Source organism: Paraglaciecola sp. 20A4 (assembly GCF_011378905.1).
Classification (GTDB): Bacteria; Pseudomonadota; Gammaproteobacteria; order Enterobacterales; family Alteromonadaceae; genus Paraglaciecola.
Genome location: NZ_WTPY01000003.1, coordinates 1 through 14996, shown reverse-complemented (window position 1 = coordinate 14996; position 14996 = coordinate 1). Strand labels below are relative to the sequence as shown.

At 42.4% G+C, this 14996-nt stretch carries 10 protein-coding genes; 4 read left to right on the top strand and 6 right to left on the bottom strand.

What is annotated here, in order from left to right; genetic code table 11:
- Positions 1-4: 4 nt before the first annotated feature.
- Both GQS54_RS04485 and GQS54_RS04480 read right to left on the bottom strand, forming a co-directional pair.
- Complete coding sequence (locus GQS54_RS04485; protein WP_166423076.1) at positions 5-2182, bottom strand: molybdopterin-dependent oxidoreductase; 2178 nt, start codon at positions 2180-2182, stop codon at positions 5-7.
- 94 nt (positions 2183-2276) lie between these two features.
- The gene (locus GQS54_RS04480; protein WP_166422827.1) at positions 2277-2585 is read right to left on the bottom strand and encodes a DUF1272 domain-containing protein; all 309 of its coding nucleotides are present in this window, start codon (positions 2583-2585) and stop codon (positions 2277-2279) included.
- Positions 2586-2742: 157 nt separating this feature from the next.
- On the opposite strand from GQS54_RS04480, the gene GQS54_RS04475 reads away from it, so the two are divergent.
- From GQS54_RS04475 to GQS54_RS04460, 4 genes are read left to right on the top strand one after another with little or no spacing between them, the layout of a single operon-like run.
- Positions 2743-4041 carry an efflux RND transporter periplasmic adaptor subunit gene (locus GQS54_RS04475; protein ID WP_166422826.1) on the top strand — a complete coding sequence of 433 codons (1299 nt, stop codon included), beginning with the start codon at positions 2743-2745 and terminating at the stop codon, positions 4039-4041.
- A gap of 40 nt (positions 4042-4081) precedes the next feature.
- Positions 4082-4798 carry an ABC transporter ATP-binding protein gene (locus GQS54_RS04470; RefSeq protein WP_166422825.1) on the top strand — a complete coding sequence of 239 codons (717 nt, stop codon included), beginning with the start codon at positions 4082-4084 and terminating at the stop codon, positions 4796-4798.
- Positions 4791-6098, top strand: coding sequence for an ABC transporter permease (locus GQS54_RS04465; protein ID WP_166422824.1), 1308 nt, complete (start codon positions 4791-4793; stop codon positions 6096-6098). The genes GQS54_RS04470 and GQS54_RS04465 overlap by 8 nt, the downstream gene beginning before the upstream one ends.
- A 15-nt stretch (positions 6099-6113) precedes the next feature.
- Positions 6114-7340, top strand: a complete 1227-nt coding sequence (locus GQS54_RS04460; RefSeq protein WP_166422823.1) for an FtsX-like permease family protein — start codon at positions 6114-6116, stop codon at positions 7338-7340.
- A 274-nt stretch (positions 7341-7614) separates the two neighbouring features.
- Here the strand turns inward: GQS54_RS04460 and GQS54_RS04455 are convergent, their stop codons facing one another.
- The 4 genes from GQS54_RS04455 to GQS54_RS04440 all read right to left on the bottom strand — a co-directional run bounded on the left by GQS54_RS04455 (position 7615) and on the right by GQS54_RS04440 (position 14458).
- On the bottom strand, positions 7615-8562 hold the full coding sequence (locus GQS54_RS04455; RefSeq protein ID WP_166422822.1) for an NADPH:quinone reductase: 948 nt from the start codon (positions 8560-8562) through the stop codon (positions 7615-7617).
- 303 nt (positions 8563-8865) lie between these two features.
- Complete coding sequence (locus GQS54_RS04450) at positions 8866-10152, bottom strand: hypothetical protein (RefSeq protein ID WP_205967623.1); 1287 nt, start codon at positions 10150-10152, stop codon at positions 8866-8868.
- Complete coding sequence (locus GQS54_RS04445; RefSeq protein ID WP_166422821.1) at positions 10149-10772, bottom strand: hypothetical protein; 624 nt, start codon at positions 10770-10772, stop codon at positions 10149-10151. Before GQS54_RS04445 ends, GQS54_RS04450 begins: the two co-directional genes overlap by 4 nt.
- Complete coding sequence (locus tag GQS54_RS04440; protein WP_166422820.1) at positions 10769-14458, bottom strand: ATP-binding protein; 3690 nt, start codon at positions 14456-14458, stop codon at positions 10769-10771. Before GQS54_RS04440 ends, GQS54_RS04445 begins: the two co-directional genes overlap by 4 nt.
- Positions 14459-14996 lie beyond the last annotated feature (538 nt).

The window sequence follows — 14996 nt, the reverse complement described above, 5'->3', positions numbered from 1 at the left end:
CGCCTTACTGAGCAATATTTAGCGCGGCAATTGTGACGGGCACCCCATTTAACACAGCGTTGCCTGATAACTCGTCCAAACACATTTCATCGGTTAAATCGTTCACACTAACACCACTGTGTTGTTCAGCTAACGCCCAACTACTACCGGCTTTATTATGCCCCCATCCATGGGGTATAGAGATAACGCCAGGCATTATTTTATCGGTTAATTCAGCTACAATTTCAACTTGTCCAACTCGTGAAGTCACACTGATTAACTGCCCATCTTGAATATTAAAACGCGCTGCGTCATCTGGGTGTAATTGCGCACTGCACCGCGGATTTTGGCCTTTTTTGTCGCTCGAAAGACCTTTCATCATTCGTGGACTGTTATGCAGCCATGAATTATTTGACTTCAAGTGACGTCGACCAATTAAGTACAAGGTATCGCTATTGTGTTGATCAAGCGGTGACTCATCAGAAAAAAAGTGTTTTTCCAGCCGTGGTAAATCCCCCATAAAGTAATCAAATGCCATATCTATTTTTTTATCACCATGGTAAATCGCACCAGGTAGCTCAGGTTGTAATGGACCTAAATCAATTCCGTGGGGTTGCTCACGCAAGGTTTGAATACTGAGGTTGTATTCACCATTGGCATAACGACCACTTTTTAGCATGTCATCTATAACGCCGGTTGGCTCTTTGTGCCACAGCGCTGCATAGTGCTCGGTAGCCTTACCATTTAGCCTGTCAATTCGCTCAGCCAAGCCTAAGTATATTTGCCAATCAGTTTTTGTCTGTGCTGATTGGGTAAACAACGCGGGTGAAAACTTAGCGCTATTGCGCACGGCAAAATTATGAAATACCACATCGTAATGATCCCGCTCCAGTGCGGTAACAGGGGGCAAAATAATATCTGCATGACGGCTGGTCTCGGTAACATAAAAATCCACAGCAACCACAAACTCGAGTTGCTCGAATGCTTTATCTAGCTGCTTGCCATTTGACGTGGTCAGCACCGGGTTCCCTCCACCGATAACCATGGCCTTTATCTGTCCTTCTCCTGGCGTAGTGATTTCTTCTGAAAGCGCGGCAACCGGATACTCACCTGCAAATCCCGGTAACTTGCGTACTCGAGAGAAGTACTTACCTAACGTACCACGACCTGAGTGAGGTAAGGCGTCTGCTGCAGGTTGCGTAAACATCATGCCTCCACGGCGATTAAGATTGCCGCTTAGCATATTAAATAACATAATGAGGTACTGTGTTAATGTACCAAAAGTCTGCACACTTGCGCCCATTCTGCCGTAACAAATAGCTGATCCAGCAGCGCAAAACTCAATGACCATAGTTTCGATTTCATCAGCACTGATCCCTACCCGCTCTGCGACTCTTTCTGGAGGATAGTCTTTTACAAACGATTCAACTTGTAACAAATCTGGCGCATGGGTGAGCAATTCATTAGCATCCACCAAATTTTTCGCAAACATAGTATTGAGCATGGCCAACATCAATAAGGCGTCACTTCCAGGCTTAATAAAGTGATGATCACAACTGATATCAGCCGTCTCCGACTTTTTCGGATCGATAACTACGACCTTACCACCACGTTTCTGGATACCCTTCAAGCGCCGTTTAATATGGGGCACCGTCATAATACTACCGTTAGACGCCAGCGGATTTCCGCCAATAATCATAAAATAGTCGGTGTGGTCAATGTCTCCTATCGGTATTTGCAATTGATGACCAAACATCTGGCGACTGACAATATGATGGGGGAGTTGGTCGACGGACGTCGCGGAATAGCGATTATGGGTATTTAGTGCCCGGTAAAAATAAGGTCCGAAAAGAATACTACCCATGTTATGGGCGTTCGGATTGCCTAAATATACCCCTACTGCATCATTCCCATGTTGATTCTGAATATCATGTAAACGAGTAGCAACAGTATCAAGCGCTTCGTCCCAACTGATAGGTTCAAAGCCACTGGCCGTTTTGCGCATAGGTTGACGAAGTCGCTGGGGGTCGTCATATAAGTCTTTCATCGCTGCCGCTTTAGGACAGACATGGCCTTCACTAAAAGGATTCTTTTTGTCCCCAGCAATCGATAAAATTTCACGGTCTTGTATGGTAACTTCGATACCACACATAGCTTCACATAGAGTACAAGTCGAGTAGTGCTTTTGCGGCTGTGCTTGCATCACAACATATCCCTTTGAATTGAGTTAATGAGACGTTATCTATTTAACATCTTATACACAAGCATCATCGAAATTTATCAATACCCAGCAAGGTTTATCGCGCGTAGGGGCTCAACCCTTTGAGCATACTTAGCAAAAGTTTATGTTTTTTCAAATCGACTGGTTTGTGCACCACATCCGTACTAGCTGGATAATCTTCCAAGCAGTTGTGATTAACATAGTTTCGCTGAGGTCTAATCGGTCTATAGGTAAACCCACCTGCACAATTGGGACATACATTAGATAAAATTTGCGCTACACATACTTCACAAAAAGTACATTCAAAGCTACATATCATCGCGTCTTTGGCTGCGGGTAGTAGGGCTTTGTTACAATGTTCGCACGTAGGTCTTAGAGATAACATAATAGCTTTTGAACCTTTTTAATGTAAATGTAAGTAAATGTGCAACTGTAAAGTAGACACTCGAGCGCAATTAATTTACCCTTGATTAACAAGGCATTGGGGGTCTGAGAATTAACTTAAATGTACTCGCCTATGACAAATGTCTCAAGGATCACTATTGAATATTACCGATACCAGTTCGCAGGACACCGTACTGGAAAAATCATCATCTAAAAAATACCTGTGGTCAGTATTATTAATTGTATTAATTCTGTCTGGGCTATTCATTTTATTTCAAGATCCACTCACGAGATGGTCATCGGCAGATACGAGTTTGTCGATGCAAAATGTGCGCGTCGCTACCGTGATCGAAAAAGATTTTGTGCGCGACTTATCGGTCCAAGGTCGCGTTGTGGCGGCTGTTAGCCCCCGTCTATATAGTCCTGCACAAGGTACAATCACCTTTTTAGTTGATGCCGGAGACAAGGTCGTTAAAGATCAAATATTAGCCCACATAGATAGCCCAGAGTTAACCAACCAACTCCAGCAAGAAGAATCAAACCTGCAGCGCAACAAATTAGAGTTAGATAGGCAGCGTATTCAAGGTAAAAAATTAGCACTTGAAAAACAAAAAGCAGCAGACTTATCCCAAGTTGCGACTATTGCCGCCCAGCGTGAAAAGCGTCGGGCCGATAATGCCTATACCACCCATGCCATCAGCGAGATTGATTTTGAAAAGGCACAAGATGACCTCAAAAATGCTCAATTAGTATATAAACATGCCGTGCTTGATGCGAATCTAGATAAAGAAAGTCTCGATTTTGAATTAAAAACGCAACAGCTGATGATTGAACGCCAAGCATTACAAGTAGCAGAGACAAAGCGTCAAGTTGATCAACTTCAACTTCGTTCCCCAGTAAACGGTATTGTCGGTAATCTCGCTGTACAGCAAAAAAATCAAGTCAGTAAAAATCAACCTATATTAAGTGTGGTCGACCTATCAGAATTTGAGTTAGAAGTGGATATACCCGAAAGCTATGCAGACGACCTCGCTATTGGTATGGACGCTCAAGTAAGTTTAAATGGTCAACAATACCCTGCAGTATTAGTCACTATTTCTCCTGAAATCGAAAACAATCAAGTGACCGGTCGAGTTCGTTTTGCCAAACAAGACGAGCAAGGTAACTCCTTTATTCAACCGAAAGGACTAAGACAGAATCAGCGCTTAAGTACCCGCATATTGATGGAAAATAAACGCGCGGTACTCACGCTTGCCCGAGGTCAATTTTTGCAAAGCGACAATGGACGCTTTGCCTACGTGGTTAAAAATGACATGGCACTACGTCAACCTATTACGATAGGTGCGCGTAGCTTAAGTGAAGTTGAAATACTGGCAGGTTTAGAAAAAGGTGACCAAGTGATCATTTCATCTACTGACTCACTCAAGGGTGCAGAAACTGTGTTATTGGCACGCTAAACAATATGGTAGAGCCGAGCAAATAAAAAGAAGGTGAAGTATGTTAGCAATGAATAATATTGGTAAAGTCTTTACTACTGATGTGGTACAAACCCATGCTCTACAAGACTTTACTCTACAAGTAGACGAAGGGGATTTTTTAGCTGTTACGGGAACATCAGGCTCAGGCAAAACAACGTTTTTGAATGTTGCTGGTCTGCTTGAAACATTTGATAGTGGGCAGTACACCCTAGACGGACAAAATATAAAAGGTCTGAACGATAAACAACGCAGCCAGTTACGCAATGAAAAAATAGGCTTCATATTTCAGAGTTTTAATCTTATTCCTGATTTAAATCTATTTGATAATGTGGATGTGCCGCTACGGTATAGAGGATTCAATGGCGCCCAGCGAAAAGAGCGTATCTTACAAAGCCTGGAGAGAGTTGGGTTAGGTAAACGACTTAGACATTTCCCTGCACAGCTATCAGGTGGTCAACAACAACGCGTTGCTATTGCTAGAGCACTGGCAGGCTCACCACGCTTTTTATTAGCAGATGAACCAACCGGTAATCTGGATAGCGATATGGCCCAAAGTGTTATGGGGCTTTTGCAAGAAATAAATCAAAGTGGCACGACTATTATTATGGTCACGCACGATCAGGCTCTGGCCAAATTAGCTCAGCGAAAAATTATTGTGCGCGATGGCAAAGTGTGTGACATAGGTGTCTCAACGATTGGTTTGCAACCACAAGAACTTAGCGCACCGCGTGTTTAGATATTATTGCAAGCTCGCCCTGAACAGTATACTGCAAGCCAAAGTTCATAGTTCACTCACCATACTCACGGTTGCTTTGGGCATTGCGGCCTGTACTATTGTACTGACCCTTTTACATAGTATGTCGTCTAATCCGGTTGCCCATAAAAGTGAGCAATTATTTCGCGTGCAACTAGACAATTGGGATCCTAATCAAGCAGCCGTATCACCAGATTTACCACCTGAGTTTGTTACCTGGACCGACGCACAGAATATCGTGCAAGCCAAACAAGCCAAACGCCAAAGTGCCAGTGCGATCACGTGGGGTATGGTGAATCCTGCCGAACAAGGGTTAACGCCATTTCTGGCTTTGATGCGCGTTACCGGTAAAGACTTTTTTCCCATGTTTGATGTTCCTTTTTTGTTTGGGGCTGGTTGGGGTGAAACCACAGAGCAAAATAACGAATACGTAGTTGTGTTAAGTAAAGAAATCAATCAACAGGTTTTTAATGGTGCTAACTCCGTTGGCCAAACGCTGAGCATGTTAGGCGCCACATTTACTGTGGTCGGGGTGTTAAACGACTGGCACCTGTCGCCTAAGTTTTATGATATGTCCTATGGCGCATTTAGCGATCCTGAAGAGATATACTTACCCTTTGGCTTAAAAGCTATTTTTGAATTACCTCACGGTGGGATAACAAATTGTTGGAAGCCTGTGGAGAGTGAACGCTATGAAGCATTCTTGCATTCAGAATGCACAAATTTTCAGCTTTGGGTTGAGCTAGATGAGCCGCGAGAAAAAACGCAATTCAATGATTATTTGACTCACTACGTCGAGCAGCAAAAATCATTAGGTCGCTTCCCTCGCCCAATGAACAATCGCTTACTTAACGTCAATCAATGGTTGGAATACAAACAAGTCGTTAAACAAGATATTCAAATTATGTTTTGGCTATCTGTGATGTTTTTATTGGTTTGCCTGATTAATGCAGCAAGCTTACTCAGTGCAAAGCTACATACCAAACACAGTGAAATAGGGTTACGTCGTGCTTTAGGTGCCAATTTTGGTCAAATCATTATGCAATATTCTCTTGAAGTGATAATTGTTGGTCTTTGTGGCGGTATTCTGGGTGTTTTATTAGCTGTAGCTGGCTTGCAGGGTGTTGCATCTCTTTATGCGGGTTACGGACAGCTTATTGAATTGAACGTATCGATAACATTAGGCGTTATACTACTTGCTGTAGCTGGCACGGTCATAGCCGGTTTAGTCCCGGTTTATAGCGCATGTCGCCCTGTTCCAGCAATGCAACTCAAGCAATGATAAGGGCGCTGTCGAATGAATATTCTGCTTAATCTCGGTCCTATATTTCGAGCATTACAACGCCAGCGCTTCAGCGCAATATTAGTGATCGTTCAAATAGCGATCACCATGGCCATTATTACCAATGGTATTGCCATCTCTTGGGATCGTTATTTACATATTGAGCGCAGCAGTGGTATTGATGAACAAAATACCTTCTTTATGACCAGTTCTGGCTTCACCAAAGACTTTAATCCAAGAGCGACAATTGAACTGGATTTAGCGATTATTCGTTCTACAGATGGCGTTATTGATGCGCTTCAAACCAATTCATTTCCGCTGTCGGATAGCGGCAATTGGTATGAGATTCAAACCAGCCCTCAAACTGACGCGCAGTTAGTGCCTGCAGCCAGTTATAAATTTGACGAGCACGGTATCAATACCTTTGGCTTAAAACTAATAGCAGGAGATAACTTTAACCAACAAGATACGCTATGGCTTAATGAAGCCGATAGTCAGTGGCCAAGTCACGTGTTACTGAGCAAAGCAACTGCTGCGGCTTTATTTGGCGCTAATCAATGGCAAATCGCGGTGGGGAAAACCATTTATGTCAATCAAAACACGCCCATTATCGTTAGAGGTATCGTTGAACAACTTCATGCGCCTTGGGTGGATTGGCCTCATGTTGAACGAACGATTATCTCTCCTGCTCGGGTTACCCACAATTCAGCGCGGTACGTAATTCGCACACAACCAGGGCGACTCAATGAGATAATGCAAACCCTACCGATGACCTTAGCCAAAGAAAACACCCAACGTGTTATCCGTAAAGTGAAGAGCATACAACAAGCTAAAGATGAAATTTATGCAGCTGATATAGCGACTGTAAGTATATTACTTATCGTAATAGTGGTACTTGCCTTTGTGACAGCGATGGGTGTGGCAGGCTTGGCAAGTTTCAATATTGACAAACGAAGACAACAGATTGGTATTCGCAGAGCGTTAGGTGCGAGTAAACGACAAATTTTACAACATTTCATGCTCGAAAATGCACTGTTATGCACAATGGGGGCTCTATTTGGCACCCTACTCACATTAGCGTTAAATATATTTTTAGTAAACCAATACGCGCTTACCCCGCTACCAATATATTACTTGCCTCTCGGTGTGGTTATTCTATTTGTGATCAGCCAGCTTGCAGTGATAAAACCGGCGTGCAGAGCCATGAGCATTTCACCGGCAATGGCGACCAGATGTATCTAATATTCAACATGGTATTACTTATTACCCATGTGAGGCTAATATTGGCCTCGCATGGGTATAAAGGCTCAAGAAGGATATAGAGCCTACCCCCTACCTTGTGGGAATCTATAAAGGACACTACCCATTACCTCTTGCTATACTTTGCTCTTGCTATATTTGCTCTGGTTAGTAATTAAAAGCTTGGAAATTAGCTAAAATTACACGGAGTTGATTACGGTATATCTCTATATTTTTATCTCTATATAACAAAGACTTAATTTTTGAACATTAATTATTAAACATTAACTACGATGTTCCCCATTGCCCCCGACTCCATGACCGCGACATGGGCTGCAGCGGTATCCGCTAATACAAAACGTCTGGCTATAACAGGTTTAACAAATCCTGCTTCTGCACCAGCAAATAATGCTGCATGTATTTTTGTTAACTGAGTTGGGCTAGCGTGTGCCATCGCCATTCCCATGATACAAGCATCTTTAGACATCAAATCACGAGGATTAATTTCAACCGAACCTCGGCTGCCAATGACCACAACTCTACCACCTAGAGCAAGTAAAGGTAGATCATCCCCTAAATTTTGGTTAGCAAGCATTTCCAAAATAACATCTATTGCACCTGCTTCTTGTAAAACTTGATAATGCTTAGGGTCATGATGGTTTACGACGAGATCAGCCCCTTGTTGTTTCAACAACTCTCTTCCCTGTTTAGAACTAGCGCTTGCAAAGACTTTACAACCTGCCGCTTTAGCTAACTGAAGTGCTGCCAATCCAACACCACCACTAGCCCCATGGATAAATACTGTTTCGCTTGCCTGACAGTTTGCTCGAATAAACAAAGCGCGCCAAGCTGTCGCATAAGGAGTACCTAAACAAGCACCTTGTTCAAAACTAAGCGCATCAGGGAGCGGAAAAACCTGTGATGGGCTAGCTAATACAAGTTCAGCACAGGTGCCAGTAATAGAACCTGAACAATAAACACGCTGACCAACCTTAAAGCCAGAAACATTAGCGCCTAATGCAATGATTTCTCCTGCTGCATTCATGCCGGGCGTATGTGGAAAAGTCGCCGTATAGCCGTTAGCCCCCGCAACAATGTAGGTATCTACGGGATTAATACCCGCAGTTTTAACTGAAATTAAAATCTCTTGATCACTTACTAATAGATCTGCACATTGATTTAATTGAAGTTGATCACCGTGATACTGAGCTTGAATAGTTTTCATTACATAATCCTGTTTAACTTTTATAAATTAAGTATCGTTTCTCTTAAAAATCAGAAAGTAAGTTCTAAATTCGCTAGCCCTTAAAAACGAATTAATCTGACGTCAAAACATTTAAAATAACGCTAGCAGTTAACTCCAATAAAAATAATACTAAAATATTGGCTATCGATTGGATATTTTACGGTGCAGGAGAAACTCAATTGGATTAAATGATCGCAGATTTTTTAGCGAAATAAATAATATCTTATGCTGAGATATTTTCTATTTTATTGCATTCGACAACCAGAAAGCCCTTTGTTCTTGTCAGCCTACAGCCTGAAAATCACCAAAAAAGCGCATACCTAGGCTGATATCTTTAATAATATGCAAATGATTAAACGCGCTTTTTCGAGCACTGTCTTTTTTCAGTATAAAACTGTTTTTATTTTGTTGAGGCAAACCTTCGTATTCAGCTACAATTTGAAATAACCACATTTCGGGCTCCCACGATAATTCTTTTTCAGCTAGGTATTCGATACCACTAAGTGCATTAGTGGTATCGATGACCTGTAAGAAAAAATCTTCAACATCTTTGGCCAGCTGCTTTTGTTCTGTCGCCACTAAGTCTTGTATACCAGTATCAAACCCTTGGGTTTGTTTTTCCGAATGCAGTGGCGGAGTCAAACTTCTGGGTATGGCTCGTGCGAGTTCAGCTAACGCATAACTGTCTTGTGGTCTGTCGAGTGCTATAAACCCCTGGGCGTGTATCCCATGGGCTTGGTTGATTACCCCAGGTACATGACTTCGATTAGGATAATCACCCACTTTAAAGTTTGGATGTTGACGCAAAAAAGCGCTCATGCGATTTACTAGAAGCGCGCGCTCTTGTTGATGACGAAAACGTGCCATTAACAATATTAAACGCTTTTGTACCTCAAACAGTGAGCCTGAATGCTCGGATATACGTGCTTGCAATTGACTAACCAACAACTTGCGTAAAGTGCCGTCACTGCCTGCTAGTTGAATCAAATCATCAAAATTGATGATTTTAAATCCATCTAATACCCGTCTTAGCTGGCGCTGGGCGAGTTCAATTTCTAATATTTTATCGTCTAAACTACTGACAAATCCAAACTCGGTATTTAGTCGATGCCAAAGACTTTCTATGGCATCGCCAAACTGACCGGTCATATCATGAACCCGCTCAGTTAATAGCTGCAGATGGTGCTCGCTGGCCGCATAATCACCTTTTTGTCTGGCAGCTTGTAGCGACTGTACCCGAGTGTGAATGAGATCAAGATGCTCGCCCACATCTGAATTGATCTGCCGCTTACGTTCATCCTGGGTTAAACCGGCGATGAGTTCGTTCACATTAGGCCGTAAACAAAGCGGGTGTTGCTCATCAGGACGCCACAAAATACGACCATTGATTAATTTATCAAGGGCTTGTTGGGTAAAGCTGCTCTCGTCAATATGGCCTTGCAAATACCCTTGCATCAAAGTATCTGCGTGTTTTCCTATCAGCTCTAACCGCTCTTTGCCTAGCTGAAACAAAGGATTACTTTGTGCTCCACTTTTAGCGTTTCTGATGGGTTCACCTGACGTACTCAAAACATAGCCTCTTGCTCAGGGGCATCATCATCAATGGGCACATTTTCTTCATCTTTAATAAAACGCACCAATTCAATCAATTGCTCAACCTTACCGGTAACAATATAAAATAGACGGTCTTTGTGGGGCTGATACAAATAACCAAGCTCTTTAATACGCTTAAACACTTGTTTAATTTGCATATCAGATTTATCACTCGTGGACTTAAACAGCTTATCATTTGATAAGTGCGCTAAGCGCTGAATAAGTGATTGGTTATCTACCACTTTAGACTCAAAATCCTGCAATTTTATGGTATCACCTGCGCCTAGTGCACCATCTCTGCCCATAGCTTCTTGCACCAACTGCATCCATTCCAACATTGGCAATAATGACTGTACCGTTGCATTAAACTGTTGACTAAGTTGATGACGGGCATGCTGGTTTAAATCACAATAAGCTAAAAAATACACCGAACCGTCTTCACTTTTGGCGACGCGGCGATTTAATGGACGCAAAAAGTGATTAAGATCTTCTACTAGTTGTGGCTTCTGCAACTTATGGAAACTGTGCTCATCAGTAACAGCGCAAATGAACTCGCCTTCTAATAAACGTTCTAATAGTGGTCCATTCTCTATCATACTGTCACCTGCGACTTTTCATGGGTGGTGTTGGTATTTTGCTGCAAACGCTCGGCGATACGACTGAGCTTAGGCTCTATTTTTTCCAGACGTTGTCTTTGTTTATCGATTAGATAGCGATGCTTAAACAACATGAGTACATCTGACTCAGGGTTAGGGAATGCCCCTAGAATATGGATGTGGTTGGCATCACAAGCTGTGAAAAGTTTTTCAACATTATGATACGCCAACGTACCTATTTCATCGATGGGCCAATGAATATCAATGTTGGCTTCGTTACGTAATAAACGCGTAAACGCTAACAAGAATTTGCACAAAATCAGGTACGCCATACCATGACTTGATGACTCTAAGAGCTGGCGGTCATTCTTGATCACTAAGTCCGAGCCACCTTCATTTAAGTGCAACTCCAGACGCAGCAACGATTCAATACTGTAATTTGCGTCGTTGGGCAGTACTTCTACCACATCAGCCAACGTATCTAAGTATGCTTCGCTTGGTAGGAAAGCATCTGATTTATTCCAATTATCATACTGCTGGGCAAAGCGCTTAAGGGGCGTCCAGAAATTTAGCTCATCAACGGTAGAGATAATTTTCACTTCAGAACGCGCGATGCCATCTAATGTTAAATCATCTGACACTTCGTCGGTTAAGCGTTTGCTTTGTAATGATATTTTACGGTTAATATCACTGAAAACCGTGAAGAACTTATTAAGATCACCGCCTATGGTTTCACCTTGTTCAACAATCTGTCGTTGGCGTGAGGCCAAGATACTCAATAAACGTTGTAAAATGGGCAATCTATCGCGCACGTTAGCATCTTCATCTAATACGCTAAAAGCTTGCAGCATGGTGTCTAAGAAGTCTTTTCCTGCATCTTTTCCGAGATTTGCTTCAAACTCAGTTAATGCTTCTTTAAGTTTTTTCTCACCGCGACTTCGGCTTTCAAGTGCTTCGGTACAACGACTAATGCGCTCTGCTTGATCGCCAACATTAATTTCGCGGTCGTCATTGGCCTTGAAAGAAAATACGATATTTGCCAACTGTCGCACCATGGGCTCTAATTCGGATACCAAGGATCCACAAGCAGTTAAGCGTTTCTCTACCACAGACAACGCCTGATTTAGCTCAGCACGCTTGTTTTGATATTGACGTTGCAGCGCACTTTGTTGTTGGGCTAGTTGCTGGGACAGTGCTTTAAGATCAGCTTCTTGTTCTAGGAGTAATGGCCGCTGTTTATGCCAATCGGACTGCATAAACGTTTTATATTCGTTTAGCTCTTCCCTGCGACTCGTCACAAGTTGAATATGACTTTTCAGCGTTTCTATTTGTTTTTTCAAGTTTTTTAGCGTGTTCGGATCGATATCTTTATTCGCCAACTCTTGATTAAACGCATCTTCTAATTGCTTAATTTGATCACGATTTTGCTGACGCTTTTGCTCGACTTGCTTTTCTAACTCCTCAATTTGCTCATCTAAATGCGCAAGTTCGTCTTGCCAGCCCGATTTAAATTCAAGTAATTGCTCATCGTAGTCAGATTTAAGTAAAGCAATGGCAGCCGTTTTTTGTTCGACTACCTGTTGCTTTTCATGCAAAAGGGTTTGCAATGCATGTTGCGCAAGTTGCCGTCGCTTCTCTAAGGCTATTTTTAGTTCATCGCTAAAACGCTGTTTGGCGCTCTGTGCATAACTAACCTCTTGCTCTGCCTGTTCGAAAGCCCTGTTACGTTCCGCCACCATTTCACGCTGTATTTCTGACTCTTGGTGAAGTTGGTCTAGCTCAGACTCTGCCTGCTTCTGGTGTTTTTCAGCATCCAGTAAATGTTTGGTTGCATGCTCAAGCGCCACCCGCAGAGCCGTTTCGTCTTGGGCGTAAGCTGGTGCATCAATCACCGACATGTCTAACTGAACGCCCAATAGATTATTGGCGTACTCATTACTGTGTGCTGTAATCAATTCAGGAGATAAGTCTTTTCGCTCTAGCAAAGGCTCTACAATTAGCTTACCTATGCTGTGCTCCCAGCCCGGTTTATTGTCCCGTAAAAATTGACGCAAACTGTCTTGCTCTGGGGAAAGCTGTATATGTAATTGCTGTAAATGCTCCTTTCCTTGTCTAGTAGCAAGCCTAGCGCGATGCAAATCTTTATCGGCTTCATCGCGCTTATACTGACATTGTTGATAAATCGCTTCAGCTTGTTTTTTAGCACTAGAACTTTGTTGCCACGCCCGCTGAGCTAATTCTAAACGCTTGTCAGCTAATGCGCCGTTTTCGCCTTCTTGCTCTGTCGCTGAGGCATGTTTAGCTTGATGCTCTTGGCGCACGATACTGCGCTCAACATCCATTAACTGCTGTTCAAATTCTTGCGCTTGCTGTTCTTTGCGTTGTTCGAATTGGCCACGCAATTCGGTTTCTTTATCATGGTGTGTTTGGCGAACATTTTCTTTTTGTTGCCTGATGACCTTCACACTAACTTGATTTTTGCGCGACAATCTCTCTAAAGACTCTGATAATTTGAACTTCTGTTGTTCAAGCTGGCTCTGTAAATCTTTGTGCTGCTCGATAAGTAAATTATATTGCTCTAATGTCTGTTCATACTCTTCGCGTTTTAATGGCAACGCATCCATGTCTTTTTGCAGTTGCTCAATATCAGAGTCTTGGTACTTTTCATATTGCTGCTGTAAATGGTCTAATCTAGACGACTTAGCCGCCAATTGCTCACCGGTTTCACTGATACGGCTATTTAATTCCCCTTCCGCTTTCTCAAAAGACTCTTTTTCAGTACGTTGTTGTGTCTTAAACGTATTGCGTTGTTCCTGACCATCTGCTTTTTCAGTGATTAGAGTTTGTAAGTCATTTTCTAATAAGGGTTTAAGTAACAACAACTGTTGCTCGACGATATTGAGTTGTTCTGTTTGCCCTTGAATTTTCTCGTAATCACCCTGCATGCTTTGTAAACGCATGGTTTGGCGCATTTGCGTGATCCACTCGCGAGCCTTGTTATTTTTAACTGTGGTGGTGGGTTGTATGAGTCCATCTTCTTCGAAAATGGCAGCCAACATGGTGCGTAATGTGTCCATTTTGCCTTCTTTGGCATGCACTGCACTAACGAGTTTTTCCATATGACGAATACGGTGTTGACTAGAAACCAAGCTATAGCGACTCGCTAACTGTCTAAGCTTGGTGTTTTCACGACCTGAGCCACCGCCTACACTGGCATCGTTTTGAATAATTCCACGAAATTCACTGGTCGCTTGGATTTTATGAGAAAAATCAATTTGTAGTTGTCTTAATTGCTTTATCCACTGATCAGGCATCATGGCTTGTGCTTCGCCGCTTTCCATTCCAATTAAGATTTGTTCACTATGATAAGGCGCACCGATAAAGCGATACTGAACACCATCACTCCCTTTGCGCGTCAGCACGACTTGGCACTCTTGGCCATCTTCTCGCTGATATTCATAAATTAAATAGCTGTTCGCGTGGGGTAAATAAAACTCATCAAACTTTTTGCGCGTTTTAGGCACAACTTTACTGGGTAACTCACCGTAAAAAACCGGGATTAAGCGTTGTAAGGTAGTTTTACCGGAAGCGTTGGTGCCACAGATATTACTGTGCCCGGATACATCTAGCTCAACAAAACCAGGAAGATGACAATTAATTAAAATAATGCGGTGTAACCCAGGCATAGCTGTCCTTTACTCAGGGAGGGGAAAAACAGGCCAATTGAAATTGGCAAAATATCAATCGTAAATTTTACCTAGATTTAATCGCCTTGAACACCTTCAATGTGTCTTAGTATTCAAAGTAGTTGGATAAGTACAAATTTCTACAAAGGCAGAGTGATTATTTGTTAATCGGCTGGCTGATAAACTACTCATAACTCAGCTATTTAAAATGGAAATGGGGGACGAAGGAAGGCTACTGGACCAAACTAAACTTTTTTTAAATCTTAAACTTTAAAAATAGATAGCGACTAACTGAAGTAACAATTCATTGCGGGAGCAGGATTTGAAACTACGACCTTTCGTGACTATGAAGAGCGAGCCCTAAGGCGATTGCTTTTTTATATTTGATTTATAACTGAAGTATCGGTTGGTTGCGGGAGCAGGATTTGAACCTACGACCTTTCGTGACTATAAAGAGCGAGCCTAAGGCGATTGCTTTTAGTTTTTGGCTTTAGAATTTCAAATTAAAACTGAGGGTATCGGTTGGTTGCGGGAGCAG

Bases quoted from the DNA above. Each gene is read 5' to 3' on its own strand.
- GQS54_RS04485 (WP_166423076.1), bottom strand. From the start codon at position 2,182: ATGCAAGCACAGCCGCAAAAGCACTACTCGACTTGTACTCTATGTGAA.
- GQS54_RS04480 (WP_166422827.1), bottom strand. From the start codon at position 2,585: ATGTTATCTCTAAGACCTACGTGCGAACATTGTAACAAAGCCCTACTA.
- GQS54_RS04470 (WP_166422825.1), top strand. From the start codon at position 4,082: ATGTTAGCAATGAATAATATTGGTAAAGTCTTTACTACTGATGTGGTA.
- GQS54_RS04460 (WP_166422823.1), top strand. From the start codon at position 6,114: ATGAATATTCTGCTTAATCTCGGTCCTATATTTCGAGCATTACAACGC.
- GQS54_RS04455 (WP_166422822.1), bottom strand. From the start codon at position 8,562: ATGAAAACTATTCAAGCTCAGTATCACGGTGATCAACTTCAATTAAAT.
- GQS54_RS04445 (WP_166422821.1), bottom strand. From the start codon at position 10,772: ATGATAGAGAATGGACCACTATTAGAACGTTTATTAGAAGGCGAGTTC.
- GQS54_RS04440 (WP_166422820.1), bottom strand. From the start codon at position 14,458: ATGCCTGGGTTACACCGCATTATTTTAATTAATTGTCATCTTCCTGGT.